Source organism: Halolamina pelagica (assembly GCF_900115675.1).
Taxonomy (GTDB): domain Archaea; phylum Halobacteriota; class Halobacteria; order Halobacteriales; family Haloferacaceae; genus Halolamina; species Halolamina pelagica.
The window spans coordinates 26,904-50,406 of sequence record NZ_FOXI01000012.1; the positions used below are offsets into that span (position 1 = coordinate 26,904).

The following is a 23,503-nucleotide window of genomic DNA, read 5'->3' on the forward strand; positions in this document are numbered from 1 at the left end:
CACACCGTTAGAACGTGATGATCTCGTAGTCGTCGTCGACCAGCGAGCGGATGCTCGGGTGGCCGTCGTGGTCGTCGAGCTGGACGACGCCGGCGTCCTGTACGGCCTCGTCGACGCCGAAGGCGCCCGAACAGTAGTCACACGCCGACGCCTCGTCCTTCACGGCCGCGTAGAGGTCGTGGTAGTCGCTCGACTCGTCCTCGAGTTCGGGGATCCACTGCGTGCCCGCGCCGTCGAAGATGAGTTCGAGTTCGTCGTCGTCGTTCCGGGCGAACTCCTTGGCGGTTTCGAGGCCGTTGACCAGCCGACCGAGGTTCGCGTGGCCGTCCGTCCCTGCGAGGATCACGACTGCTGCTTTCGTCATACGAACGGTGGTACTGCCCCCGACGGGAAAAGCGCGAGCGAACCGCGCGGTAACGGGGTTACGTCGGTGTTACCGCGGTGTCAGTGGTGACGGTGGTGGCCACTGTCGCCGCCGCGCGTGAACTGTCCGGAGAACGCGCGCTGGACCACCTCCGGGAGCGCGGGGTGGACGTGGATCGACTCGCGGATGTCCCGGACGGTCCCGCTGCCCGCGGTCATCGCCGTCACGACCTCCTGGATCAGCGTCGACGCGTCCGGGCCGACGATGTGACAGCCGAGGATCTCCCCCTCGAGGTCGATGATCGCCTTCACGAACCCGTCGGCGTGCATCGCCTTCCCGCGGGCGGTCTCGTCGAAGCGGTACGTGTTGGTCGCGTACTCCCGATCCTCGGCCTGGAGGTCCTCCTCGGTCGCGCCGACGCCGGCGACCTCGGGCGAGCCGAACACCGCAAAGGGCATCGCCGAGTAGTCGACGGGCTCGGGGTCGTCGCCGAAGAGGTTCCGCATCACCGCCCGGGCCTCGTGGTTCGCGCTGTGTTTCAGCAGGTACTCGCCGACGATGTCGCCCAGCGCCCAGACGCCCTCAGCGTCGGTGCGGAGGTACTCGTCGGTCTCGACGAACCCGTCGTCGTCGGTCTCGACCGCGGTGTTCTCCAGGTCGAGCGTGTCGGTGTTGGGCACCCTGCCGGCGGCGACGAGCAGCTCGTCGCTGGTGACGCTGAGCGCCTCGCCGTCCTTGACGACGCTCCCGCGTTCGCCGTCGTCGTCGTACTCGTACGGCATCGCCTCGACGGTGATCTCGCCGTCGGCCTCGTGGGCGCCCGTGGCTGCGTAGCCCGTCTGAACCCCGAACCGCTCGCCGTACAGTTCGGTGAACGCCGCGGCGACCTGCTGGTCGGCGTCGGGGAGGAGGTTCGGCCGCCGGCCGACGACCGTCACGTCGGTGCCGAACGTGCCGAAGAAGTGGCCGAGTTCGGCGGCGATGTAGCCGCCGCCGACGATCGTCAGCCGGTCGGGCGGCGCCTCCAACTGCAGCGCCTCCCTGCTCGTGAGGTAGTCCACGTCCTCGATGCCGTCGATCGGCGGGATGCCCGGCCGCGTGCCCGCGGCGATCAGGATCGTCTCCGCGCGGACCTGGGTACCGTCGTCCCCGTCGGCTGCCTGTGCCGACGAGCCGTCGTCCTCGCCCCCGTGGACCTCGATCGTGTGGTCGTCGACGAACCGACCCTCTCCCTCGAACAGGCGGTGCTGGTCCGAGGAGCGCAGCCCCCGTTGGATCGACTCCGCGGAACCGGAGACGTCCGCGTTGACCTCGCGGACGATCCCGGCGAAGTCGGCGCCCTCAACCCGGGCGTCGATGTGGAACTCGTCGGCCCGCTCGATCGTCTCGTAGACGTCCGCGTGATAGAGCAACTGCTTCGAGGGGATGCAGCCGCGGTTGAGGCAGGTGCCGCCGAGGGGCCCCTTTTCCACGACGGCGACGGACAGGCCCTGGTTCACGGCGGCGTTGGCCACGTCCAGACCGGACCCGGAACCGATGACGAGGAGATCGTACTCTTCCATACGGGAGTGTGGGACTGGCGACTAATCAATCACCAGTTACCACGGGGTAACCGCGTTACGCCGGCCTCAGAGTACGCTTATGCACCCTGCGACCAACTGGGTTACTAGAGGTAACTCAGTATGGTAACGTTACTCGGGGGACTGGCGGGCGGGCTCGTGGCGACGATCGCGATGACGGCGTTCATGGTGGCGCTGGGCGACGACTCGCCCCCGCCGACGGCGCTGTTCCTGGCGACGTACGTCGGCGACGGCGACCCCGACGAGTACGCGACGCCGGGGATGTTGCTCCACGTGGCGTACGGGATCGCCGCCGGCGGCGTGTTCGCGGCGCTCGTTCCCGTACTGGGGTTCGTGAGCGTCGCGAGCGTGACGGTCGGCGTGCTCTGGGGGCTGGCCTACGGCGTCGTCCTGTTCGCCGGCGCCGCCGGCTTCTGGATGCACGTCGTCCTCCCAACGGACCCGGAGCCCGAGCAGGCGGGCGGGTTCCTGCTCTTCCACCTGATCTACGGGCTCGTACTCGGAGGGTGGCTCAGTGCGGGGGTCCTCGGCTGATGACGGCGGCGACGGACCCCGGTGGGACCCCCCGATCGGGACACGTAGCATTAGGTGGCTCGCGCCCGCCCCTCGACCCATGACCGATCCGTTCGTCGTCGTCGGTGGTGACGCTGCGGGGCTGAGCGCCGCGAGCAAGTGCAAGCGCGAGGACCCGGATCGCGAGGTGGTCGTCTTCGAGCGGGGCGAGTGGGTCTCCTACGCCCACTGCGGGATGCCCTACTACGTGAAAGGCGAGGTGGAGTCGCTGGCCGACATGCTCTCGCTCTCGCCCGAGCAGATCAGCGAGCGCGGGATCGACCTGCGCCGGAACCACGAGGTCGTCGCCGTCAACGCTGAGGAACAGACCGTCACTGTCGAGGCCGACGGGGAGCAGTTCGAACAGGCCTACGACGAGCTGCTGGTCGCGACGGGCGCCCACGCGGTCTCCGACCCCATCGACGGCGCCGACCTCGCGGGCGCGTTCACGATCCACAGCATGGACGCCGCGGCGGCGCTGCGCGCGTTCCTGACGCCGCCCGAGGAGTTCGACCCCGACGGGTTCGGCGGCGCCGGCGAGTTCGTCGATCGCGAGCTGGTCGAGGCGTACGCCGACCGCGAGCCGCCCGAGTCGGCGGCGATCGTCGGCGGCGGCTACGTCGGCGTCGAGATGGCCGAGGCGTTCAGCGCCCACGACCTCGACGTCCACCTGTTCCAGCGCCCCGAGCGCCTGCTCCCGCCGTTCGGGGAGGCGCCCGCCGAGCGCGCCGCCGAGGCGCTACGAAACCACGGCGTGACGCTGCACCTCGACACCGAGGTCGACGAACTCGTCGGCGACGACGGTGCCGTCGCGGGGGTCGTCGCGGACGGCGAGCGCGTCCCCGTCGAGGCCGCGGTCGTCGGGATCGGGATCGAGCCGAACACGGCGCTGCTCGACGGGACCGGGGTCGAGTTGGGCGTCTCCGGCGCAGTCGCGGTCGACGACTACGGCCGGACCAACCTCGACGGCGTCCACGCGGCGGGTGACTGCGCGGAGATGCGCCACACCGTCACCGGCGAGCCCGACTGGGTGCCGCTGGGGCTGACGGCGAACCGCGCCGGGCGCGCGGTCGGGCAGACCGTCGCCGGCACGCCGACACCCGTCGGCGACATCGCGGGCACGGCAGTCGTGAAGGCGTTCGAGATGGAGTGTGGCCGGACCGGCATTCTCGACCACGATCACGCCCGCGAGGCCGGCTTCGACCCCGTCTCCGAGACGGTCACCGCCGGTTCGCGGTCGGGCTACTACCCCGGCGGCGCCGAGACGACGGTCACGCTGACCGCGGATCGCAAGACTGGGCGTCTCCTCGGCGGGAGCATCGCCGGCGAGGACCGGGCGGCGATCCGGATCGACACGCTCGCGACGGCGCTCGACGGCGACGCGACGGTCGGCGAGGTCGAACGGCTGGACCTGGCGTACGCGCCGCCGTTCAGCCCGGTGTGGGACCCGATCCTCGTCGCCGCGAAGGTGCTGAACGGGACTCTCGGCTGAGTCAGGCGAGCGACGCGCTCGGCTCGGCCGCCTCGACGAGGTGCTCCTCGCCCCACTCGTGCATGGCGTCGATGACCGACTCCAGCGACGCGCCGTGCTCGGTCAACGAGTACTGCGTCCTGACCGGCTTCTCGTTCACGATCTCCCGATCGATCAGCTGCTTGCTCTCCAGGTCGTCGAGCACCTCCGACAGCACCTTGCTCGAGACGCCGTCGACGCGCGCCTCGAGTTCGCTGAAGCCACAGGGACCGTCGACGAGCAGCCGGTCGATCACGACCGGGTGCCACTTCTTGCCCACCAACATCGCCGTCGTCGTCACGGGACACCACTCCTCGCCCGCACACCACACCGGGAGTTTCTCCGGGTCGTCGGGTTCGCTCGTCATAGGTGGAGGTGGCGCCACGACGACTTAGCAGTTACTGCCAGTTACCGGGTTACGAGAGGTATCCATCGCTCGAGCCGTCGCGGTTCCGGACTTTTACGGCGACGGGGTCGTATCCTCGCGTGTGGTCACCAGTAGCCAGCAAGCCCTCGCGGTCTGGGGCCTCCTCGTCGTCCCGTTCGTGCTGCTCGCGCTGTTCCTGTGGGGGCGAGATGGTCTCACCGCCCAGTTCGTCGCCGCCTACTGGTTCGCGCCGGTCGTGCTGACCCTGATCGGCGTGTTCCCGGCGCCGTGGCAAGCCGTTCCGGGCTGAATCGGGCACGGCCTCGACGGCGAACACGTTCGGGCGATCGGACTTGGTCGTGTGGACCGAACCTGCGGTAGCGCCATGTCCCAGCACGATCACGAGACGCCGGACCCCGTCACCGACCGCGTCCACGACAACTCCTGGTCCGCGAACCTCGAAGGGCCCGAGCACGCCGCGGACCGCGAACTCCTCGTCGAGCAGGGGATCGAGGCAGTCGAGCACACCACCGCCGGGAACCACGTCAACCTCGTGACCCACGGCGACCACGGCCACCCCGAGACGTACCTCTACGACGCGCTCGACCGAGAGTTCGGCGACGACGTGGAGTGGGAGTACGTCGAACAGTGCGGCTGTGGCGGGCACGTCGTGCGCGTCCACGTGAACTGACGATCTCGCTATCCCGATGCCACCACGCGACATCGACACCAGCCGACGACCGTTCGTGCTCGTCTGGGAGCTGACCCAGGCGTGTGAACTGGCCTGCAAACACTGCCGTGCCGAGGCCCAGCCCCGGCGCCACCCCGACGAACTCACGACCGAGGAGGGGAAGGAACTGCTCGACGAGGCCCGCGCGTTCGGCGAGAACCAGCTCGTCGTCCTCTCCGGCGGCGACCCGCTCTACCGCGACGACGCCCTGGAGTTGATCGAGTACGGCGTCGACCGCGGGCTCCGGATGACGCTGACCCCGAGCGGCACCGCCTCGCTCACCCCCGAGCGCATCGACGCCGTCGCCGACGCGGGCCTCCGCCGGCTCGCACTCAGCCTCGACGGCGCCAGCCCCGAAGCCCACGACGGGTTCCGGAAGGAGGACGGCAGCTTCCGGCAGACGGTCGACGCCGCGCGGGCGGCCCGCGACGCCGGGCTCCCGCTCCAGATCAACACGACCGTCTGCGCCGAGACCGTCGAGCAGCTCCCGCGAATCCGCGATCTGGTCGAGGACCTCGACGCCGTGCTCTGGTCGGTGTTCTTCCTCGTCCCGGTCGGTCGCGGGCAGGTGCTCGACCCAATCCCCCCGGAGCGCGCCGACCGCGTGATGGAGTGGCTGGTCGAGGTGAGCGACGAGGCCGACTTCGGGATCAAGACCACCGAGGCGCCGCAGTACCGCCGCGTCGCGATGCAGCAGCAGCGTTCCGGGACCGAGAAGCCCGACCGCGACGGGGTCGGCCGCCGGACCGGCATCACCGCCGGCGACGGCTTCGCGTTCGTGAGCCACACCGGCGAACTCTACCCCTCCGGGTTCCTGCCGGAGCCGGCGGGGAACGTGCGGGCGGAGAGTCTGGTCGGCCTCTACCGCGACTCGCCGCTGTTCGAGAGCCTCCGGGATCCGGACGCCCTCCAGGGGAAATGCGGCGCCTGCGAGTTCCGGAACGTCTGTGGCGGCAGCCGCTCGCGGGCGTACGCGACCACGGGCGACCCCCTCGAGAGCGACCCGCTCTGTCCGTACGTGCCCGAGGGGTACGACGGGCCACTCCCCGACGGGACGCCGGCCGACTGAGTCGTCGGCGCCGGACAGCCGTCACCGCCGCGTCCGGCGCGTCCAGAACACCGCGAGCAACACCGTCGCATGCCCGACCGTCCCGGCCAGCGCCAGCCACCGGCCGAGCCCGGCCGCGGCCGGGATCCCCGCCAGGGCGCCGCCGGTTTCGAGGCCGACGCCGGCGACGACGAGCGCGACCGAGACTGCCGCCGTCCGGTCGCCCACACCGCGGACCGAGGCGATCGCGGGCGGGTAGAACTGGTAGCTGACGCCGACGACGGCGAGCCCGAGGAAGCCCAGGAGCGCGAGCCGGGCGTGGGCGTCGGCGACGGCCGGGCGGAGGCCGCCCCAGGCCATGTGGAGGCCGAGGGCGGCGACGCCGGCCGCCGCGGCGGCGGCCGCGATGAGGACGACCAGCCCGAGGCGCCGCCGGTCGCTCCGGGCGAACATGTCGACGTAGGCGACGGCGAACCCCACGAGCGCCGCCGCCTCTAGGCCGGCCCCGAGACGGAACAGCCAGCCGGCGCCGAACGACGACGCGAGCGCGACCGGGCCGAGTGCGCCGGCAGTGAGGACACCGGCGACCAGCGGCGGCCGCGGGGAGGCGACGAGGAACCGCGGGAGGAGCCGGAAGCCGACGGCGAACAAAAGCAGCGCGGCGGTGCCGGCCGCGAGGAGGTGGGAGTGGGCCGGCCCAGCGGCGGGCGCCGACGCGCCCGCGATCCCCAGCGCGCGGGCGATCGGGAGGAACGCCGCGACGAGGAGGTAGCCGGCCGCGACCGGGACGAACGCGTTGGCGAGCCGGTCGATCCCCCGCCTGTCGGCTTTCGCGTCCGCGGTCCCCGTCTCCCGGCCGGTGAGGTTGTCCCGGACGCTCCAGCCGAGGGTCCCGACGAACACCAAACAGCCGAGCGCCCAGAGGCCGGCGCCGAGGGCGTGCCACCCCGACGGGATGACGCCGACCGCCGTCGCCGCCAGGACGACGGTGCCGGCGAGGGCCAGCGGGAGGTGGACCGCCGGCGCCCGCGGGAACGCGAGGCGCCGGTCGAAGTACGAGGGGACGAGCGCGTACCCCTTGCCGAACACCGTGTGGAGCACGAAGCCGTAGAGGCCGAGCGTCACCGTCACTCGCCGGCCCGCGCCCGCGACGGCCGCCGCCTGCCAGCAGACGAGCCACCCGAGACTGGCGACGACGAACAGGCGCGTCCAGCGCGAGACGGTCGCCGGTGCGGTCGTCACGGGCGTGTGTTCGGCTCGGGAGACAAATCGTTCGGGGACGGACGGCCGCCGGTCGATCGCTGGTGCCCGGGCATCGTCCCCCACCAGGCGACGGGTCGTCCTGTGCGTGGTTCCGAACACGTTCGGACGGGCACACGCGGTCGGGGGAGAACGTTCGACCCGATGGGTGGGGCGAACCGGCAACGTTCGGCCCGATGGCGCGGCCGACGGGGGAACATCTTCGGCCGTGGGTAGTAGGCCGGGAGCGACGAAGGCTGGAGTGATGACTGTCGGCATCGTCGGCGGCGGGATCAGCGGGCTCGCGCTCCACCACCACCTCCGCCAGCGGGGCGTCGAGAGCGTCGTCTTCGAAGCGGATTCCGAACCCGGCGGCGTGATCAGCAGCCGGGTCGTCGACGGCCGCGTCGTCGAGGACGGCCCACAGCGCACCCGGCTCTCGCCACCGGTCGCGTCGCTGGTCGACGACCTCGGCCTCGGCGACGCGGTCGTCGAGGCGGCTGACGCGCCGCTGTACGTCTACCGCGACGGGCGGCTCCGGCGGGTCCCGTTCTCGCTCCGCGAGGGCGTTTCGACCGACCTGCTCTCGCCCCGGGGGAAGCTCCGCCTGTTGCTCGAACCGCTGACGGGGCCGCCGCGGGGCGACGAGAGCGTCGAGGCGGGGCTGACCCGGATGCTTGGCGCCGAGGCCGCCGAGTACGTCGTCGGCCCGCTGTACGGCGGGATCTACGGCAGTCACCCCGCCGAGATGCCGATGCGCCACTCGCTGGGGCGGGCCCTCGAGAAGCGCGGCGTCGGCCGGAGCCTGCTGGTCGCCGCCGCGCGGGCGAAACTCCGGGGGCCGGACCCGCCCCCGGTGGTCACGTTCGAGGACGGCTTGGGGGCGCTGCCGCGGGCGCTGGCCGAGCGTCACGGCGATCGCGTCCGCCTCGGGACGCCCGTCGAGTCGGTCCGGGAAGCCGACGACGGCTACGTGATCGCGACGCCGGGCGGCGAGACAGCCGTCGACCGCGTGGTGGTCACGACGCCGGCGGACGTGACGGCCGACCTGCTCGCCGGGCTCGCGCCCGAGAGCGCCGACGCGCTGGATCGGCTCGCGTACAACCCGCTGGCGGTCGTCCACCTCGAGTCGGCGGCGCCCCTGGACGCCAGCGGGTTCCAGGTCCAGTACGAGGAGCCCTTCCGCACGCTGGGCGTGACCTGCACCGGGACGCTGTTCGACCGCGGGCGCCGCCACACCGCCTACCTCGGCGGCGCACGGGACCCGGAGCTCGTCACGGCGCCGGCGTCGACGATCCGCGAGGTCGCCGAGCGGGAGTTCGAAGCGCTGACCGGCGTCGCGGCGACGGCCGTCGACGCCACCCGGCTCCGGCGCGGGATGCCCGCCTACGACCGGACGTGGGACGCCCTCGAGGCAGTGGGCCTGCCGCCCGGGATCGACCTCTGTGCGAACTACGCCGCGAGAGCCGGGATCCCCGGGCGGCTCCGGTCGGCGGAGCGGCTGGCGGGGCAGATAGCCGACGGGAACGCCTGACTCCCGCGGAGATGTTCGTGCCGGGAGCTTTCAGTCGGGAGGTCCTAGCCGGGGGTATGAACTCGGTCAGTGTCTCGCGTGACGTGGCGGCGCCGCCGGACGCGGTACGGGAACGGATGGACGACGTGGGCGCGTTCATGCGCGCCGCGGGGTTCGACGAGGTGGCCGTCGACAGGGAGGGGCAAAGCCCCTCCGGCAGCCGGCCGCAGGCCGGCGACGGCGACCGGATCACGATCACCAACGGCGTCGGGATCGCCACGATCGAACTCGTTCTCGACCTGTTCGACGACCCGGACACGGCACTCGCCTACCGCCAGCACGACGGCATCTTCGAGGAGATGGTGACGCGGTACACGCTCGAGCCGACGGCCGAGGGGACCGAGGTGACCGCCGAGACCGAGTTCGCCATCGACGTGGCGCTGGTCGGGAAACTGCTCGACGCGACGGTGATCAAGCGCCAGCGCCGCCGGGAGCTGGAGCAGCAGTTCGACTGGCTGGAGCAGCAGTTCGCCGGTCAGACCGAGTAGGTCGCGCCGAGTTCCGGCGCCGACGCGTCGTAGCCGTCCTCGCGGAGTTCCGCCGCGAACGCCCCGCAGCGGTCGCCGTGGTTCACGAGGATCTCGGCGTCGTCGTAGGCGTCGAGCACGCGCCGCAGGCCGTCGTGGTCGGCGTGGGCCGAGAAATCGTACCCCTCGACCCCAGCGCTGACCGGCATCACCCGGCCGTCGATCTCCGCGCGCCCGGTCTCGAGCAGTTCGCGGCCGGGGGTTCCCTCGACCTGGTAACCGGTCAGCGTGACCTTGTTCACGGGGTTGGCCCGGATCTCGGGGATGTAGGTCATCGCCGGCCCGCCCGAGAGCATCCCGCTCGTGGTGACGATCGCCGCGGGCTGGTCGGCGATACGTTTGCGCTGGCCGTCGCGGCCGGTCACGAACCGGGCGTGGGACTTCGCGCGCCGGAGCGCGTCGGCGTCCCGGACGTACTCGGGGTACTGACGAAGCATCTCGGTCACGCGCTTGCCCATCCCGTCGACGTAACAGGGGATGTCGTGTTGCTCGCAGATGAGCAGCAGTTCCTGAGTTCGCCCGATCGCGAACGCGGGGACGACGACGGTGCCGCCCTCCCAGAGCGTCGTCTTCACGCTCTGGGCGAACCGGTGTTCGACGGCGGCTCGCGGCTCGTGATCCACGTCAGAGTACGTGCTCTCACAGAGCACCACGTCGGCGTCCGGGCGTGCGGTCGATCCCGCGACGAGGCGCTGACCGATCGGCGGCTCGCCGGCGTCGAAGCCCGCGGGCGGGTCGGCGGCCGCCGTCTCGTCGACGTGGAAGTCGCCGGTGTAGAGGAGTCGGGTCTCGCCATCGTCGACGAGCACGTGTGCGCTCCCCGGGATGTGGCCGGCGTTGTAGAACGTCACCTCGTAGCCCGCGGCGGCGAAGGACTCGCGGTAGCCGTGGGTCTCGGAGACCTCCGTCACCCGTTTCACGTCGTTCTCGGTGAACGGGCAGTGCGGGGAGTGGCCGTGGAGTTTGAGCGTGTCGCGTGCGAGCGTGAGCGCGAGCTCGCGGGTCGGCGGCGTCCAGTGGATCGACGGCCGGTTCGACCCCGAAAGGAGCGACGGGATCGCCCCCACGTGGTCGAGGTGGCCGTGGGAGACGACGACGGCGTCGGGCGTCGGCGTCGCCACGGGGTACTGCGGCGGCTCGGCGGTCAGGAGGCCGAAATCCAGCAGCAGCGAGTCGTCGACGAGGATCGCGCTGCGGCCGACCTCGCGGGCGCCGCCGAGAACCCGAAGCTCCATCAGGAACTGGTTGTGAGCGGGGCCGTTTGACGCCGTCGAAAGAACTCCTTCCGGGGCTGGGGAGTGCCGATCACGGGCGCGCCCTTCGAGGCCCGGCCGACGCTACTCGTCAGCTTCCAGCCGGGCCCGGCGGCGGCGGAACTCCTCCTCGTCGATCTCGCCGCGAGCGTAGCGGTCCTCGAGCGCCGCGATCGCGTCGGCGTCACCCGCCGACCCGTCGCCGTCGCGACCCAGTGCCCAGTAGAGGCCGCCGGCGCCGAGAGCGAGTGCGCCGCCGACGAACGGCAGGCCACCGAGCCAGCCGCCGGCCCAGCCACCCGTCGGTCCCGGCCCCATCTGGCCTGCCCCCATTCCGGACCCCATCCCTCCCGAACCCATTCCGGGGCCCATCGATCCGCCGCTGGTGCCGTCGTCGTCGGTGAACGTCCCGTAGGCGATCGCTCCCTGCTCGACGATCGCGTCGCTGTCGGGCACGTCGCCGTCCGGGATCGCGCTGTCCTCGGCGGGGCCGCCGGGCTCCCCGACGACCACGCGGCCGACCATCCCGATCGACTTGTGCGGGATGCAGTAGTAGTCGTACGTGCCGGGTTCGTCGAACGTGTACTCGAAACTCCCTTCCGAGATGGTGCCGCTGTCGAACGCGGTCGCGCCGGCGGGGATCCGATCCGGATAGGCCGTCGCGGAGTGCGACCCGGCCGCGAGTTCGAAGCGAACGGTCGTGCCGGGTTCGACGTGTAACCCGATCGGATCGAAGTAGTTGTTCCCCATCTCGACGACGGGGGTCTCCTGTGCTGTCGCTCGCCGAGTGAGCGCGGTGCTGGCGACGGCACCGGCGCCGAGCGCTCCGAGGAACTGTCGTCGACTGTGTGTCATGGTGTGGTGAATCGGTCGGCGTCGGTCACTCGCGCGTGGCGTCGACGTCCGTTCGGAGGGGAATCTCCGATTACGTGTTTCGTTACGGTATTGGGCCTTAAACACATTTCCATAACGGGAGAGGGGAGCGTCTGCCCGATAGTGCATACGAATCCGACAGCTATCCGCCTTCCAAGGGTTTTTGCGATCGTGGAGTCGAAGATAATGTATGAATCGCACAATATCGAGGCTGCCGGCGGGCCGGCTCCGAATCCTCGGGTTGATCACGGTCGGCGCCGCCCTCGTCGCCGTGGAGTCGGCGATCCCGTGGACCTGGCTCCTCCCGACGGTACTCGTCGGTGCTGGTGCGGTGTGGCTCCCGTCCGAGCGGGACGGTGACGCCGGGCGCGTCGACGCCGGCTCGTCGGAGGAGAGCGCCGCGCTGGAGACGCTCAAACAGCAGTACGCGGTCGGCGAGATCGGCGAGGCGGAGTTCGATCGGCGGGTGGAGACGCTGCTGGAAACCGGTTCGGCCGCCGACGTGGCGAACCGGATCGACGCCGAACCCGAGCCGGCGACCGACGCCGTCGATCCCGACGGCGCGGCCCGGCAGTCGCCTGAACCGACGGGGAACGACCAGCCCGATCGACGCGGGAACAGTCGGTCCGGTCGACACGGCTGTCGTCGACGCGGCAAGGGTCGTCGGGATCGACACTGATCGCTGGCGGCTCGGCGGCGAGGTGCGGCAGTCCGACGCGGCTCAGTCGTCCGCCGGCGCCGGGGCCGGCGGCTCGTGGGTCCCGAACTCGGGATGGGTCTCCTCCATCCAGACGATCACGACCGCGCCCGAGAGGAACATCAGCCCGGCGGTCAGGTAGAACGCCGCCTCGGGCGACACGAACTGCATCGTGAGGCCGATCAGGATCGCGCCGACGCCGTAGCCGGAGTCACGCCACATCCGGTAGACGCCCATCCCTGCCGAGCGCCAGGTCGGGTGGGCGGCGTCGCTCGGCACCGTCATCAGGTTCGGGTACAGCAGCGCCATCCCGAGCCCGGAGACGGCTGACAGCAGTATCCACGGGAGGTAGCTGTCGACGAACACCATCCCGAGCACGCCAGCCCCGGCGATGAACATCCCGACGACGACGGGCGGCCGACGGCCGATCCGGTCGGCGAGGCCGCCGGTCCCGATCTGGAGGAAGTACATCGCGCTGTGGATCCCGACGACGACGCCGACGGCCTCGATCGCGAGCCCCTGACTGGTGAGGTACAGCGGGACCGCGATCCAGAACAGCGTGTCGACGAAGTTCTCGATGTGGCCGGCCTGTGCGGCCGCGAACAGCGTCTTGTCGCCGTAGGTCGCCCGCTTCAGCACGTCGTAGAACGGGAGGTTCGCGTCGTGGTGGTCCTCGTCACCCTCGATCTGGGCGAACTGGAGCGTCTCCTTGATGAGGAACACCGAGATGAGGAACGCCAGCACCACCACGATCCCCAGGAAGTAGAACGGCTCGGGGCGGAGGTTCGTCTGCCCCGCGATGACGCCGGTGATCCACGCCCCGACGGCGACGCCGCTGTAGCCGAACGCCTCGTCGATGCCGACCGCGAGCCCGCGCTGGTCGGGGCTCGCGAGGTCGATCTTGGCGTTGATCGCCATGCTCCAGGTCAGCGCCTGGTTGATCCCGAGCAGGACGTTCCCGACGGTGATCCAGCTCCAACTCGGCGCGTAGATGAGGATGATCGGGATCGGGAGCGCGGTGATCCAGCCGAGGATCAGCACCGGCTTCCGGCCGTACTCCTCGCCCCACTTGCCGGCGTAGAGGTTGAGCAGCGACTTGACGAAGCCGAAGGAGACGACGAACGAGCCGATGACGAGGAAGGACTCGACGCCGAGCACCTCCTCGCCCAGTACGGGGACGACGGTCCGCTCCGACCCGATCGTCAGCCCGGTCGCGAACACCAGCAGGACGTGCAGCGAGAACTGACCGAGGTGTTCGCGGATGCCCTGCTTCAGGTCAGTTGTCCGGCTCATCGGTTATTCGGCCGCACAGCGGTTCGGGCCCAGTTCGAGTTCGGACAGTTCGTCGTCGGGCACGTCCTCCTGCCCGACGTTCGTGCGCTTGACGCGCTCGAAGTTCGGCGGGTGGTCCGGGATGTCCGAGGCGAGCGTCTCGACGAACGCCTCGCGGTCGCGGTCGAGATCCGCGTTCCGCGCTCGGACGTCCGCGAGCGTCGCCGTCACCGGAGGCTCGGGCGAGCCGGGGTCGTGCGCCGGGAGGACGAGGGCGTCGTCCGGGCGGTCGAGCAGTCGTTGGAGGCTCTCGTACAGCGTCGCCGCGTTCCCCTCCACGTCGGAGTCCTCGATCCCGGCTTCGACGCCGAGTTCGACGCGGCCGACGCTCTCGTGGAACAGCGTGTCGCCCGTGAGCAGGGCCTCACCAGCGAGGTCGAAGGAGACGCTGCCCTCGCTGTGGCCCGGCGTGTGGATCACGTCGACGCCGACGGCGCCCACGTCGACCGTCGCGCCGTCCTCGATCGGGGTCGCGTCGATCGCGAGCGCGTCCTTCGGGTGGAGGTAGTAGGGGACGCCGTGGCGCTCGGCGAGTTCCGCGCCGCCGGAGACGTGGTCGGCGTGGGCGTGGGTGTCGAAGACGCCGACGAGCTCGGCGTCGTACTCGTCGAGGATCCCGTCGTACTTGTCGAGGTAGTGGGACGGGTCGAAGACGGCGGCCTCGCCCTCGGAGACCAGCACGTGCGAGAGACAGCCCTTCCCGGGACGGGCGACCTGGACGAGCGTGCCGTCCAGATCGGTCTCGACCGGCGCGCTTCGGTGGACGCGGCTCCACCCGTTCATCCCGTCGGCCAGCGTCGCGGCGTCGTACCCCATCTCCTCGAGGGTGTGCTCCGCCGTCTCCGCGACGACGCCCGCGGCACAGACGGTGACGACCTCCTTCTCCGCCGGGAGGTCCGCGAGGTCGTCCTTCGCCGTCTCGGTGTCATCCTGCAGTTCGTCGTACACGTCGACGTTGACACTGCCGGGGATGTGCCACTCCTCGTAATCTGATTCGTGCCGAACGTCGACGACGAGAACGTCGTCATCGTCGGCCTGTAGTCGTGCACTGAGTTCGTCCGGATCCACGTCTGTCATCAGTACTCCCCGATAAGCCACAGACCGGGATATGGGTGGTGCCGGTCATGACCGGTACCGTTAGGGGCGTCGACCCCCAAGCCGGGGTATGAGCCTCTACGAAGCCTCCTTCCGGGTGAAACACGACTGCCCGTACCGGGAGATCTCCGAGCGGCACCCCGACCTCACGATCCGGGAGTGGTACCTCAGCGACTGTCAGGTGCTGGAAATCACCTCGGCGGAGACGCCGACGGAGGAGTTGCTCGCGGAGATCGACGCCATGGGGACGGTGCTGCACCAGTCAGTCGACGACGAGGGGCTCCACGTCGTCACGCAGGCGTGTCTCTGCTCGCTCGAGGAGTCGATCGTCGACCAGTTCGAGGCGCACAACTGCCTCTACCAGCCGCCGACGATCTACCGCCGTGGCTGGGAGCACTACACCGTGATCGCGTTCGACGAGGGCGACGTGCGGGCGCTGTTCCGCGACCTCGAGGCCGACCGGGAGATCGACGTGCTCTCGAAGACCGCCATCGCCGAACAGCAGCTGCCCCACAGCATGCTCGCGCCCGTCGATCGGCTGTTCGAGGACCTCACCGACCGCCAGTTGGCGGCGCTGCGGTTCGCCCTCGAGAGCGGCTACTACGAACAGCCCCGTGGGGCCTCGCTGCGGGAGCTCGCCGAACAGACCGCGGTGGCCCGGTCGACGTACGAGGAGCACCTCCGCAAGGCCGAGAACAAGCTCCTGACCAACGCCGGCGAGTTCCTGCGGCTGGTGACCGCGTCGTCGACCGACGATCCGCTGGGCGTCGAGGGGTCGCCGCGGGCGGAGTCGATCGCCGACTGAGCTACCAGACGCTCGGGCTGTACTCGAACTCGTAGTCGTCGACGCGTTCCGCGGGCAGCCCGACGGTCTCGAACATCTCCCGGAACACCCCGCGGTACTCCGACTCGGGCAGTTCCTCGCCGGCCGGGAGTCGCACCTGCAGCCGGAACCCGCCCGCGCTGTCGAGTTTGATCTCGTAGCGGTGGCCCGCGTCCCGGGTGACGATCTCGGCGCTGGGGACGACGATCGCGAACGAGCCGAACTCGGTCCCGTTCTCGCTGTAACCGAGGTTGATCCAGCCGTCGCCCTGGGTCGCCGGGACCGTCGTCTCGCTCGCGCGCTCGGCGAAGGCCGCGTGCGTGCCGGCGAAGTCCGGGTCGGCGTCGACGCCGACGGAGACCAACGAGTCGTCGGTCCGCGAGGCCGCCGTCTCGGCGTCGGCGATCAGCTCGTCGGCCTCGGCGTCCGGGAACAGCAGCGCGATCCGTTCGCGGAGCCAGTCGTCCGGCGGCAGGTTCACGGGCCGGAACGGCTGCGCGAAGCCGAGTTCGTCGTCGACGAACGTCAGCCGCGGCGCCTCGGCGCCGGTGAAACCCCCCTCGAGGGACTTGGTCTCGGAGTAGGTGAACCGAACGTGCAGGACGCGGGCGTCCTCGCCGAACCGGTCCGCCAGCGCGGGCACGTCCAGCGGGAGCCCGATCCGATCGCGGCCGTTGACGTAGAACGGTGCCTCGACCCCGTAGCCCGCCGAGCGCGCCCGGTCGAGGACCGCCGCGTAGTCGAGGTCGTCGACGCTGTCACCGACCGTGCTGTAGCTGGCGAAGTTCGCTCCGGGGGTGGCGAGACAGCCGGCGAGGCCGAACGCGGCGCCGCCGGAGAGCGCGGCGATGAACCGTCGGCGGGAGGATCGTGGGTCCGTACGCATGGGGAACCTATCGGGCGGAGCGAGTATATCGGTTTGGGCCCGTCCGAAGCCACGATCGGCGTGGGGGAAGCGGGGCAGGTGGTCACTCGGCTGCTCGGCGACGGTGGGGAGCGAGCCGGCGCGCCACGGGCTACTCCCCCGATCCCGGATACCGCCCAACCGCGAACGCCTCGTAGCCGCCGTAGGCGAACGAGAGGACGCCGATCCACCAGTTCCAGCGGTCCGCCGGCGAGCCGCCGGCCGCGTCGGCCAGTTCGTCGACGACGAGATCGACGGTGAGCCGGCGACCGCTGTCGCTCCGGTAGCGCCCCGAGTCCGCGAGATCGACGGCCTGTCGGGCGACGGTACGCCGTTCCGACTCGGTGCCGCCGAACCGGGCGAGCGCGGCCGCCAACTCCCCGGGATCGAGCACGCCGTCGCTGGCCGTGTCGTCGGTCATCGTCCGGGCTCGGTGCCGCCGTCGGCGCCGGCGGTGAGCGGGACTGCACGATCGAGTGCCATCGTCGGAGCGACGGGGCCGCCGGGCAAAACCGTTCGGGAGGCCGGCGCCGCCGCTTTCGAGGGTGAGCGGCTGAGAGGAGTAAGCCCCCTTCTGTTTCGACCCGACATTCGGCTGAGCACCCGCGCCCTGCCGTCGCCGGCTGTCCGGACTACCTTCGGGCACGGGCTTGCACCGGCGAGGGTTCGCCGTTCCATCCGTTCCTGCCCGTCGGCCCTCCGTGGGTTAGCTCCCTCCCCTTACGGGTCGGTTCGCACACGTCATGGGTCGGGGCAGGCGGTCTCGTTTCTGTTCCAGAGCCAGCCGTCTCCGACTCCGGGCTTGCGCCCGGTCGCCCGTCCGGACGGTGGGGGGACTTTCCTCACGCCCCTTGCTCGCGGGCCGGGGCGCGGGAACCGGGCTCTCTCTGCCGGCTAAACGTAGGTCGGTGGCGCGGTTAAGCGGTTCGGTGGGTCGGGGAGCCGGCCGTGGACGGCGCGTCCGCGCCGGCAGCGGCCGGGTAGCTCTCGGGGCGAACCAGCGAGCGTGTTCGAACCCCGCCAACACCCCGACTGCCGGCGGCTCGAAGCGATCCACCGGGTTCCCGAGGAGGGGACGGTCTGCCGCGATCACGCCCCCGAACAGCTGGAAGCCGACGACCGGTAACCGCCACTCAGTCCTCGCGGAACCCCACGCGTGCCGCGTCCGCTTGGGCCCGCTCGGCGGCGGTGTCGATGTCGAACTCCCGGACGACCTCGCCGTTCCTGACGAGCGGTTCCAGCAGCGACTCGCCGTCGTCGGGACCGTCACGGCCGCGCAGGCCGACGTGGTGGCCGCCGTCGGGCGTGCGGTACACCGATTTCGCGCCCGAGAGCTTGCCGCGTTTCGCCGCGGGTTCGCCGTCGACCTCGACGATGTCCAGCGCGAAGTCGAGGGGGTCGGCGTTGGCGATGTAGCCGCCGACGCCGAAGCTGTCGGCCACGTCCCGGAGTTCCCGGAGGTCGGCGGGGGCGAGCCCGCCCGAGAGCAGGATCTCGGGCTCGGGGCGGTCCCGCGCGGCGAGTTCCCAGCGCACCTCCCGGACGATGTGGCGCAGGTCGCCCCGGCGCGAGCCGGTGGTGTCGAGCCGGACGGCGTCCAGCCCCTCGCCCAGCGTCTCGACGGCCCGCAGGACCTCGTCGACCTCGTCGCCGTAGGTGTCACAGAGCGCGACGCGGGGCACGTCGGCGTCGACCGCCTCGTCGAACGCGCGCCAGGCGTCCTCCTGGTTCCCGCGGCCGAAACAGATGAGCAGCGCGTGGGGCATCGTCCCGCCGACCTCGCGGTCCAGCACCTCCCCCGCCGCGACGTGGGAGACGCCGTCGGCGCCGCCGACCAGCGCCGACCGCTCGACCATCGCGCCGATGGCGGGGTGGACGTGGCGCGTGCCGAAGGAGAGCAGCCGGCGCTCCGGCGCCGCGACCCGGCTCTCCAGCGCCGCCGTGGCGACCCCGGAGGCGTGCGAGAGGAACCCCAGGATCGGGGACTCGTGGCGGGCGAACGCGCGGTAGGGGCCCTCGATCCGCAGGGCCGGGCCGCCGTCGAACAGCGTCCCCTCGGGGAGCGCGTCGGCGTCGACCGGGGTGCCCTCAAGCAGCGCAGCCACGTCTTTGACCCCCGCGAACAGGTCGAACGCGCCGGTCGGGAACTGGTCGGCGGCGAGCTCCGCGACGACGGTCGGGTTCCGGCCGGCGTGCTCGAGCACCGTCTCGGTGCGGTGGAAGTACGCCGCGGTCGCGTCGCCCCGCCGGATGGCGTCGTCGCCGACGGTGTCGAACTCGGTCATGGCCGGAGTTCCGCCAGCGCGGGCAAAAGTGGGTCGTTCCGGCGGCGGTGAACCTTCGCAGCGGCTCACCAAGCGCCCTCCAGCACCTCCAGGATCTCCGAAACGGAGGGCTGCACGGGCGCTTCGGCGAACAGGCCGTCCTCGTGGATCGTCTCGGCGATGTCGGGCAGGTGCTCGCGGCCGAGCCCGTCGATCGCCCGGAGTTCCGTCGGGAGGCCGAGATCGTCGCGGACGCCCGCGACGGCGTCGACGACCGCGTCGGCGAGCTCCGCGTCGCCCATCCCGGCCGTATCGACGCCCAGCGCCGTCGCGAGCAGGCGCCGCCGGCCGTCGACTTCGGAGAAAACGTAGCGCAGGACGTGGGGCGCGAGCACGCCGTGGACCGTCCCCTGGTGGGCGTCGTAGTCGTTCGAGAACCCGTGGCCGAACGCGTGGATGATCGACGCGCGGTAGGCGCCGGGGGTGGAGATGCCGTACTGGGCGCAGACCACGCCCGCGACCGCGTCGTCGAACTGCTCGGGGTCGGGGTCCGAATCGGGGAGCGCCGCGAACCCGGACCGCATTAGCGCCAGCCCGCGGCTCGCGGTGCCGTCGGTGATCGGCGTCGCGTGGGGCGAGTAGCAGCACTCGACGGCCTTGTCGAAGCCGTTCATCGCCGACGCGGTCAGCACCGAGCGCGGCGTCGTCTCGAACAGTTCGGGGTCGTAACAGAGCGCCGTCGGCATCAGCCGGCGGCTGCTCACGCCGCCGCTCGGGATCTCGCTCGGGTCCGCGTCGGAATCGAGCGTCAGGCCGACGCCGCCGATCACCGAGAGGTCCGCGCCGGCGAGCGTCGTCGGCACCGCGATCACGGGCGTCGGCTGGCCGTCGTCGGCGACCGGGACCGAGCCCGCGGACAGCGCGTGCTCGGCGGCCGCAGCGGGGTCGGCGTAGCTCCCCAGCGCGCTCGCGACCTTCGCGGCGTCGAGGGTGGAGCCGCTGCCGACCGCGACGATCGCCTCGATCCCCTCGGCCTGCACGCGCTCGGCCGCGTCGAGCGCCGCGCCGAGGGTCTTCGCCGGGGTCGTTTCGTCGAACACGCCCGCGAGGGAGTCGCCGAGGCCGTCCTCAACGGGGTCCATCACGTCGCGGTTGGCACCGACGTTCGCACCGGTCATCACCAGCGCCGAGGCGAGGCCGCGGGCCGCCAGCAGGTCGCCGAGGTCGCCGGCGGCGCCGCGGCCGAACCGGATCTCGCCGGGATCGTAGTCGAGCGTGAACTCCCGCCGTGTGGCTGGATCGGTCATACCGGGCCATCGGCGGCGAGCCACATCAACCCCGGCCGAACCGATACGCGGCCGGCGCGACGAGAGAGAAACAGAGACGGGGACAGGATCGCCGGACACGGAGGGCTTAGAAACCCCGGACTGGAACCACATCTCGATGGCGAGAGACACCGACGGCGGAGAGCCCGCCGTAACCGGCGACGCCGACGGCGGCGATACCGTCCTGGCTGGGGGCGCCGACGGCGGCGTCACGTTCTCCACGGCGGGGCTCCGCGAGGGGTTCGTCCGCTGCCTCCCGGTCGCGGCCGGCATCGGCGGCTACGGCGTCGCGTTCGGGATGGTCGCGGCACGGCAGGGGCTCAGCACCGCGGAGGCGACGCTGATGAGCGCGACCGTCTTCGCCGGCGCGGCCCAGCTCATCGCGGTGGAGCTGTGGGCCGACCCGATCCCGATCGCGGCGGTGCTGACGACGACGGCCGTCGTCAACGCGCGGTACGTGCTGATGGGGGCGGCGCTGCGCCCGTGGTTCGCCCGGCTCAGCATCCGGGAGTCCTACGGCAGCGTCTTCTTCCTCATCGACGAGACGTGGGCGCTGACGATGGGCGAACTCACCGACGGGAACGGCCGCGGCGCGTTCCTCGTCGGCAGCGGGATCGCGGCGTGGCTGTTCTGGGTCGGGGCGACGGCCCTCGGCGCGAACGTCGGCGCCGCGATCCGGGACCCGAGCCGCTACGGGCTCGACTTCGTCCTGACGGCGGTGTTCCTCGCGATCGCCACCCAGCTCTGGGAGGGGAAGTCGACGCTGCTGCCCTGGGCCGTCGCGCTGGTCGTCGCCGTCGTCGCCGCCGGCGCGCTCCCCGGCCGGTGGTACATCCTCGCCGGCGGCGTCGCCGGCAGCCTCGTGGAGGTGGCCCGTGTCGGTCGTTGATCTGGATCCGGTCGTCGTCGGCGTCGTCGTCGCGATGGCGGCCCTGACCTACCTCACGAAGGCCGGCGGGTTCTGGCTGCTGGGCCACGTCGACCCCTCGGACCGGCTCGAAGCCGGGCTCTCGGTGCTGCCCGGGGCGATCATCGTCGCCATCGTCGGCCCGGAGCTGGTCGCCGGCGGGCCGACCGCCTGGCTCGGCGGCGCGACGGTGGTGCTGCTCACCCGCAAAACCGGGAGCCTGCTGGCGGCGCTGGTCGGCGGGATGGGCGTCGTCGTGCTCAGCCGGGCGGTGATCTGACCGCTGACGGAGTCAGCTCGGCCACCCCCAGCACCAGTTCCCGCAGCGTCTCGGCGTCGGGCGCGAGCACGCGAACCATCGGCTCCTTCCCGTGGGCGCCGTCGTCGACGATGGCGTCGGGCGCGTCGCCGTCCCGCCGGGTCAGCACGCGCTCGGCGACCCAGTCCATCGTCCCGGCGGCGTCGTCGGGCTCCCGGGTTCGGTCGACCGTCGCGACCGTCAACTCGTTTTCGACCGCCTCGCGAACCGCGTCGCTCGCCCGGAGGTTACAGGCCGCGGTGACACGCCGGTCGTGCTCACGCACGCCCAGCAGCAGGCGCGCGACGTGGCTCGACGCCCCCAGTGCGGCGCCGCCGGGGGCGCGAACGCCGTCGGAGACGCGGGTGAGCCGGCCCTCGCAGGCGGCCACGTCGGCCGGCTCGGTCGCCGTCTCGGGCGCGACGGCGACGGTGGTGCCGACCTCCGGGATCAGCGGCGCCATCGCCGGGGTCTCGAACGCCCGGACCGTCTCGCGCACCTCGCGGAGCGCGCGTGGCGCGTCGGCGCGGGCACGGAGGTCGGCGAGGTGGTGGACCGGCCCAGTGCCGTCGCCGAGGTCGTGACCGTGAGCGACCGCGCGGTCCAACAGGGCCTCGGCGTTCTCGACCGCCGTCGAGAGGGCGGACCCCCGTGCCAGGTCGGCGGCGATCGCCGCCGAGAGCGTGCAGCCGCCCCCGTGACTGTTCGCGTCCGGGACGCGCGGCGAGCGGAACTCCCGGACCTCGTCGCCGACGAGCACGTCGACGATCGCGGCGCCGTCGAGGTGGCCGCCGGTGACCAGCGCGGCGTCGGCGCCCATCTCCCGGAGCGCGCGACCGGCCTCGCGGGCGTCATCGGCACTCTCGACCTCGATCCCGGTGAGCAGTTCTGCCTCCGGCGCGTTCGGCGTCACCAGCGCCGCCGCCGGGACCAGCTTCTCGCGGACGACCGCCTCGCCCGCCGCCGAGAGCAGTCGGTCGCCGCTCTCGGCGACGACGACGGGGTCGACGACCACCGGGAAGTCGGCGTCAGTAAGTTCCTCGGCGGCGGCGGCGGCGACCTCGGCGTTCGCGAGCATCCCGGTCTTGGCCGCGTCGACCCCCAGGTCGTCGTCGACCGCGCGGATCTGTTCGCGGACCATCCCGGGATCGGTAGCCGCGCTGGCTCGCACGCCCGTAGTGTTCTGGGCGGTGAGCGCCGTGATCGCCGACGCGCCGAAGGCGCCCCGAGCCTCGATGGTCTTCAGGTCGGCCTGGATCCCGGCGCCGCCGCCGCTGTCGGAGCCGGCGACGGCGAGTGCGACCGGGCGGCCCATCAGTCGTCGGCGGGCCCGGGCTGTGCGCCCGGCATCCCGACGCGGGGCGCGTCGTGGCCGAGTTCGTCGATGGCGACCTGGGCGGCCTTCTTCCCGGAGAGCAACATCGCCCCGAACGTCGGCCCCATCCGGGTCAGCCCGTGGGTCGTCGCCGTCGCGAGGCCGGTCGTGAGCAGGCCCTCGTGGACCTTGCCGGTCCGTTCGACGACCGCGTCCTCGCTCCGTCCGACCCACATGGAGTCGTGCCCCGGCGAGTCGTGGCCGGGCGCGCCGTACTCGCCGTCGGCGGTCGTGTCCATCCCGGCTTCGCCGGTCTCCTCGATCCCGGCCGCATCGATCACGCCGCGCTCGTGGAGCTTGGAGACCACGACCGCCTCGTGACCCGTGGCGTCGATCACGAGGTCGGCCTCGACGGCGACGGGGTCGACGCAGGTGAGTTCACGGGGCAGCGAGTGGACGGGCGTCCAGTTCAGCACCACCCCCGAGACCTCGTGGTCCTCGCGGACGACCACGTCGGTGAACTCCGTCATGTTCTGGATGCGCGCGCCGGCGTCGCAGGCGGCCTTGATGAGTGCGGAACTCGCGTGCGGCGCCGTGGCGACGTGGAGCCCGTCGACCTCGTCGGTCTCCTCGTAGGGGACGCCGAGTTCGTCCAGCACCTCGTGGGCCGGCTCGCGCACGGTGAGCTTGTTCATCAGGAACCCGCCGAGCCAGAAGCCGCCGCCGAGGTAGTTGTTCTTCTCGATCACGGTCACGTCGACGCCGCGCTCGGCGAGTTCCTTCGCCGCGACGAGCCCGGAGGGGCCGCCGCCGACGATCGCCACCTCGCTGTCGGTGAACTCCATGAACTCGTCGTGCCACTCGTCGGCGATCGCGCGGGTAACCTGTGCCTCGCTCGCGTCGGTGAAGCCGTCGAAGGACATGCAA

At 71.6% G+C, this 23,503-nt stretch carries 25 protein-coding genes and 1 other RNA gene; 11 read left to right on the forward strand and 15 right to left on the reverse strand.

What is annotated here, in order from left to right; translation table 11 throughout:
* Window positions 1-7 precede the first annotated feature (7 nt).
* Both BMZ83_RS12880 and BMZ83_RS12885 read right to left on the reverse strand, forming a co-directional pair.
* The gene (locus BMZ83_RS12880) at window positions 8-364 is read right to left on the reverse strand and encodes a DsrE family protein (protein ID WP_074879305.1); all 357 of its coding nucleotides are present in this window, start codon (window positions 362-364) and stop codon (window positions 8-10) included.
* Window positions 365-444: 80 nt separating this feature from the next.
* Entirely contained in the window at window positions 445-1,926 is a 1,482-nt protein-coding gene (locus BMZ83_RS12885; protein ID WP_074879307.1) for a dihydrolipoyl dehydrogenase, read from the reverse strand.
* A gap of 120 nt (window positions 1,927-2,046) precedes the next feature.
* Between BMZ83_RS12885 and BMZ83_RS12890 the strand changes: the two genes are divergently transcribed.
* The gene (locus BMZ83_RS12890) at window positions 2,047-2,478 is read left to right on the forward strand and encodes a hypothetical protein (protein WP_074879309.1); all 432 of its coding nucleotides are present in this window, start codon (window positions 2,047-2,049) and stop codon (window positions 2,476-2,478) included.
* Between the two features lie 79 nt (window positions 2,479-2,557).
* Complete coding sequence (locus BMZ83_RS12895) at window positions 2,558-3,988, forward strand: FAD-dependent oxidoreductase (RefSeq protein WP_074879311.1); 1,431 nt, start codon at window positions 2,558-2,560, stop codon at window positions 3,986-3,988.
* Window position 3,989: 1 nt separating this feature from the next.
* Here the strand turns inward: BMZ83_RS12895 and BMZ83_RS12900 are convergent, their stop codons facing one another.
* Window positions 3,990-4,373 (reverse strand): winged helix-turn-helix transcriptional regulator, encoded by a 384-nt coding sequence (locus tag BMZ83_RS12900; RefSeq protein WP_074879312.1) that lies wholly within the window; start codon window positions 4,371-4,373, stop codon window positions 3,990-3,992.
* A 121-nt stretch (window positions 4,374-4,494) separates the two neighbouring features.
* Here BMZ83_RS12900 and BMZ83_RS12905 point away from each other — a divergent pair, with 121 nt between their 5' ends.
* The 3 genes from BMZ83_RS12905 (at window position 4,495) to BMZ83_RS12915 (ending at window position 6,172) form a co-directional block, all read left to right on the forward strand.
* Complete coding sequence (locus BMZ83_RS12905) at window positions 4,495-4,683, forward strand: hypothetical protein (RefSeq protein ID WP_074879314.1); 189 nt, start codon at window positions 4,495-4,497, stop codon at window positions 4,681-4,683.
* A 75-nt stretch (window positions 4,684-4,758) separates the two neighbouring features.
* The gene (locus tag BMZ83_RS12910) at window positions 4,759-5,064 is read left to right on the forward strand and encodes a CGCGG family putative rSAM-modified RiPP protein (RefSeq protein ID WP_074879315.1); all 306 of its coding nucleotides are present in this window, start codon (window positions 4,759-4,761) and stop codon (window positions 5,062-5,064) included.
* 16 nt (window positions 5,065-5,080) lie between these two features.
* Window positions 5,081-6,172, forward strand: a complete 1,092-nt coding sequence (locus BMZ83_RS12915) for a TIGR04053 family radical SAM/SPASM domain-containing protein (protein WP_074879317.1) — start codon at window positions 5,081-5,083, stop codon at window positions 6,170-6,172.
* Window positions 6,173-6,193: 21 nt separating this feature from the next.
* Here BMZ83_RS12915 and BMZ83_RS12920 read toward each other — a convergent pair whose 3' ends face one another.
* Window positions 6,194-7,393, reverse strand: a complete 1,200-nt coding sequence (locus BMZ83_RS12920; RefSeq protein ID WP_074879319.1) for a hypothetical protein — start codon at window positions 7,391-7,393, stop codon at window positions 6,194-6,196.
* 262 nt (window positions 7,394-7,655) lie between these two features.
* Here BMZ83_RS12920 and hemG point away from each other — a divergent pair, with 262 nt between their 5' ends.
* Entirely contained in the window at window positions 7,656-8,924 is a 1,269-nt protein-coding gene (gene hemG / locus BMZ83_RS12925; protein ID WP_074879320.1) for a protoporphyrinogen oxidase, read from the forward strand.
* A gap of 56 nt (window positions 8,925-8,980) precedes the next feature.
* Window positions 8,981-9,451: an SRPBCC family protein gene (locus BMZ83_RS12930; RefSeq protein WP_074879322.1), complete on the forward strand. Its 471-nt coding sequence runs from the start codon at window positions 8,981-8,983 to the stop codon at window positions 9,449-9,451.
* Here the strand turns inward: BMZ83_RS12930 and BMZ83_RS12935 are convergent.
* The gene (locus BMZ83_RS12935; RefSeq protein ID WP_074879325.1) at window positions 9,439-10,725 is read right to left on the reverse strand and encodes an MBL fold metallo-hydrolase; all 1,287 of its coding nucleotides are present in this window, start codon (window positions 10,723-10,725) and stop codon (window positions 9,439-9,441) included. The genes BMZ83_RS12930 and BMZ83_RS12935 overlap by 13 nt on opposite strands.
* A 102-nt stretch (window positions 10,726-10,827) precedes the next feature.
* A complete protein-coding gene (locus BMZ83_RS12940) occupies window positions 10,828-11,598 on the reverse strand; it encodes a plastocyanin/azurin family copper-binding protein (RefSeq protein ID WP_074879327.1) in 771 nt (256 codons plus the stop codon).
* Window positions 11,599-11,806: 208 nt separating this feature from the next.
* On the opposite strand from BMZ83_RS12940, the gene BMZ83_RS17245 reads away from it, so the two are divergent.
* Window positions 11,807-12,295 (forward strand): SHOCT domain-containing protein, encoded by a 489-nt coding sequence (locus BMZ83_RS17245; protein WP_079990192.1) that lies wholly within the window; start codon window positions 11,807-11,809, stop codon window positions 12,293-12,295.
* 42 nt (window positions 12,296-12,337) lie between these two features.
* On the opposite strand, the gene BMZ83_RS12950 is transcribed toward BMZ83_RS17245, so the two are convergent.
* Together BMZ83_RS12950 and BMZ83_RS12955 are read right to left on the reverse strand one after the other, a co-directional pair.
* Window positions 12,338-13,606: an MFS transporter gene (locus tag BMZ83_RS12950; RefSeq protein ID WP_074879329.1), complete on the reverse strand. Its 1,269-nt coding sequence runs from the start codon at window positions 13,604-13,606 to the stop codon at window positions 12,338-12,340.
* 3 nt (window positions 13,607-13,609) lie between these two features.
* A complete protein-coding gene (locus BMZ83_RS12955) occupies window positions 13,610-14,722 on the reverse strand; it encodes an MBL fold metallo-hydrolase (RefSeq protein WP_074879331.1) in 1,113 nt (370 codons plus the stop codon).
* A gap of 88 nt (window positions 14,723-14,810) precedes the next feature.
* On the opposite strand from BMZ83_RS12955, the gene BMZ83_RS12960 reads away from it, so the two are divergent.
* Complete coding sequence (locus tag BMZ83_RS12960) at window positions 14,811-15,545, forward strand: helix-turn-helix domain-containing protein (protein WP_074879333.1); 735 nt, start codon at window positions 14,811-14,813, stop codon at window positions 15,543-15,545.
* Window position 15,546: 1 nt separating this feature from the next.
* Here BMZ83_RS12960 and BMZ83_RS12965 read toward each other — a convergent pair whose 3' ends face one another.
* The 5 genes from BMZ83_RS12965 to BMZ83_RS12985 form a co-directional block, all read right to left on the reverse strand.
* Window positions 15,547-16,449 carry a hypothetical protein gene (locus BMZ83_RS12965; protein ID WP_074879335.1) on the reverse strand — a complete coding sequence of 301 codons (903 nt, stop codon included), beginning with the start codon at window positions 16,447-16,449 and terminating at the stop codon, window positions 15,547-15,549.
* A 130-nt stretch (window positions 16,450-16,579) separates the two neighbouring features.
* Window positions 16,580-16,888: a hypothetical protein gene (locus tag BMZ83_RS12970; RefSeq protein ID WP_074879337.1), complete on the reverse strand. Its 309-nt coding sequence runs from the start codon at window positions 16,886-16,888 to the stop codon at window positions 16,580-16,582.
* 130 nt (window positions 16,889-17,018) lie between these two features.
* Window positions 17,019-17,359: RNase P RNA component (gene rnpB / locus BMZ83_RS12975), an RNA gene on the reverse strand.
* A 241-nt stretch (window positions 17,360-17,600) separates the two neighbouring features.
* Window positions 17,601-18,752, reverse strand: a complete 1,152-nt coding sequence (locus BMZ83_RS12980) for a nicotinate phosphoribosyltransferase (protein ID WP_074879339.1) — start codon at window positions 18,750-18,752, stop codon at window positions 17,601-17,603.
* Between the two features lie 65 nt (window positions 18,753-18,817).
* Entirely contained in the window at window positions 18,818-20,038 is a 1,221-nt protein-coding gene (locus BMZ83_RS12985) for an iron-containing alcohol dehydrogenase family protein (RefSeq protein ID WP_074879342.1), read from the reverse strand.
* Window positions 20,039-20,174: 136 nt separating this feature from the next.
* Here BMZ83_RS12985 and BMZ83_RS12990 point away from each other — a divergent pair, with 136 nt between their 5' ends.
* A complete protein-coding gene (locus tag BMZ83_RS12990; RefSeq protein WP_074879343.1) occupies window positions 20,175-20,945 on the forward strand; it encodes an AzlC family ABC transporter permease in 771 nt (256 codons plus the stop codon).
* On the forward strand, window positions 20,932-21,243 hold the full coding sequence (locus BMZ83_RS12995) for an AzlD family protein (protein WP_206674354.1): 312 nt from the start codon (window positions 20,932-20,934) through the stop codon (window positions 21,241-21,243). The genes BMZ83_RS12990 and BMZ83_RS12995 overlap by 14 nt, the downstream gene beginning before the upstream one ends.
* Here BMZ83_RS12995 and thiD read toward each other — a convergent pair.
* Window positions 21,224-22,576: a bifunctional hydroxymethylpyrimidine kinase/phosphomethylpyrimidine kinase gene (thiD, locus tag BMZ83_RS13000; RefSeq protein ID WP_074879348.1), complete on the reverse strand. Its 1,353-nt coding sequence runs from the start codon at window positions 22,574-22,576 to the stop codon at window positions 21,224-21,226. The genes BMZ83_RS12995 and thiD overlap by 20 nt on opposite strands.
* The gene (locus BMZ83_RS13005) at window positions 22,576-23,499 is read right to left on the reverse strand and encodes a sulfide-dependent adenosine diphosphate thiazole synthase (protein ID WP_074879353.1); all 924 of its coding nucleotides are present in this window, start codon (window positions 23,497-23,499) and stop codon (window positions 22,576-22,578) included. Before BMZ83_RS13005 ends, thiD begins: the two co-directional genes overlap by 1 nt.
* Between the last annotated feature and the right edge of the window lie 4 nt (window positions 23,500-23,503).

Coding starts and splice junctions, on each gene's coding strand:
- BMZ83_RS12880 (WP_074879305.1), bottom strand. CDS start 364: ATGACGAAAGCAGCAGTCGTGATCCTCGCAGGGACGGACGGCCACGCG.
- BMZ83_RS12885 (WP_074879307.1), bottom strand. CDS start 1,926: ATGGAAGAGTACGATCTCCTCGTCATCGGTTCCGGGTCCGGTCTGGAC.
- BMZ83_RS12890 (WP_074879309.1), top strand. CDS start 2,047: ATGGTAACGTTACTCGGGGGACTGGCGGGCGGGCTCGTGGCGACGATC.
- BMZ83_RS12895 (WP_074879311.1), top strand. CDS start 2,558: ATGACCGATCCGTTCGTCGTCGTCGGTGGTGACGCTGCGGGGCTGAGC.
- BMZ83_RS12900 (WP_074879312.1), bottom strand. CDS start 4,373: ATGACGAGCGAACCCGACGACCCGGAGAAACTCCCGGTGTGGTGTGCG.
- BMZ83_RS12910 (WP_074879315.1), top strand. CDS start 4,759: ATGTCCCAGCACGATCACGAGACGCCGGACCCCGTCACCGACCGCGTC.
- BMZ83_RS12915 (WP_074879317.1), top strand. CDS start 5,081: ATGCCACCACGCGACATCGACACCAGCCGACGACCGTTCGTGCTCGTC.
- hemG (WP_074879320.1), top strand. CDS start 7,656: ATGACTGTCGGCATCGTCGGCGGCGGGATCAGCGGGCTCGCGCTCCAC.
- BMZ83_RS12930 (WP_074879322.1), top strand. CDS start 8,981: ATGAACTCGGTCAGTGTCTCGCGTGACGTGGCGGCGCCGCCGGACGCG.
- BMZ83_RS12935 (WP_074879325.1), bottom strand. CDS start 10,725: ATGGAGCTTCGGGTTCTCGGCGGCGCCCGCGAGGTCGGCCGCAGCGCG.
- BMZ83_RS12940 (WP_074879327.1), bottom strand. CDS start 11,598: ATGACACACAGTCGACGACAGTTCCTCGGAGCGCTCGGCGCCGGTGCC.
- BMZ83_RS17245 (WP_079990192.1), top strand. CDS start 11,807: ATGAATCGCACAATATCGAGGCTGCCGGCGGGCCGGCTCCGAATCCTC.
- BMZ83_RS12950 (WP_074879329.1), bottom strand. CDS start 13,606: ATGAGCCGGACAACTGACCTGAAGCAGGGCATCCGCGAACACCTCGGT.
- BMZ83_RS12955 (WP_074879331.1), bottom strand. CDS start 14,722: ATGACAGACGTGGATCCGGACGAACTCAGTGCACGACTACAGGCCGAC.
- BMZ83_RS12960 (WP_074879333.1), top strand. CDS start 14,811: ATGAGCCTCTACGAAGCCTCCTTCCGGGTGAAACACGACTGCCCGTAC.
- BMZ83_RS12965 (WP_074879335.1), bottom strand. CDS start 16,449: ATGCGTACGGACCCACGATCCTCCCGCCGACGGTTCATCGCCGCGCTC.
- BMZ83_RS12970 (WP_074879337.1), bottom strand. CDS start 16,888: ATGACCGACGACACGGCCAGCGACGGCGTGCTCGATCCCGGGGAGTTG.
- BMZ83_RS12980 (WP_074879339.1), bottom strand. CDS start 18,752: ATGACCGAGTTCGACACCGTCGGCGACGACGCCATCCGGCGGGGCGAC.
- BMZ83_RS12985 (WP_074879342.1), bottom strand. CDS start 20,038: ATGACCGATCCAGCCACACGGCGGGAGTTCACGCTCGACTACGATCCC.
- BMZ83_RS12990 (WP_074879343.1), top strand. CDS start 20,175: ATGGCGAGAGACACCGACGGCGGAGAGCCCGCCGTAACCGGCGACGCC.
- thiD (WP_074879348.1), bottom strand. CDS start 22,576: ATGGGCCGCCCGGTCGCACTCGCCGTCGCCGGCTCCGACAGCGGCGGC.
- BMZ83_RS13005 (WP_074879353.1), bottom strand. CDS start 23,499: ATGTCCTTCGACGGCTTCACCGACGCGAGCGAGGCACAGGTTACCCGC.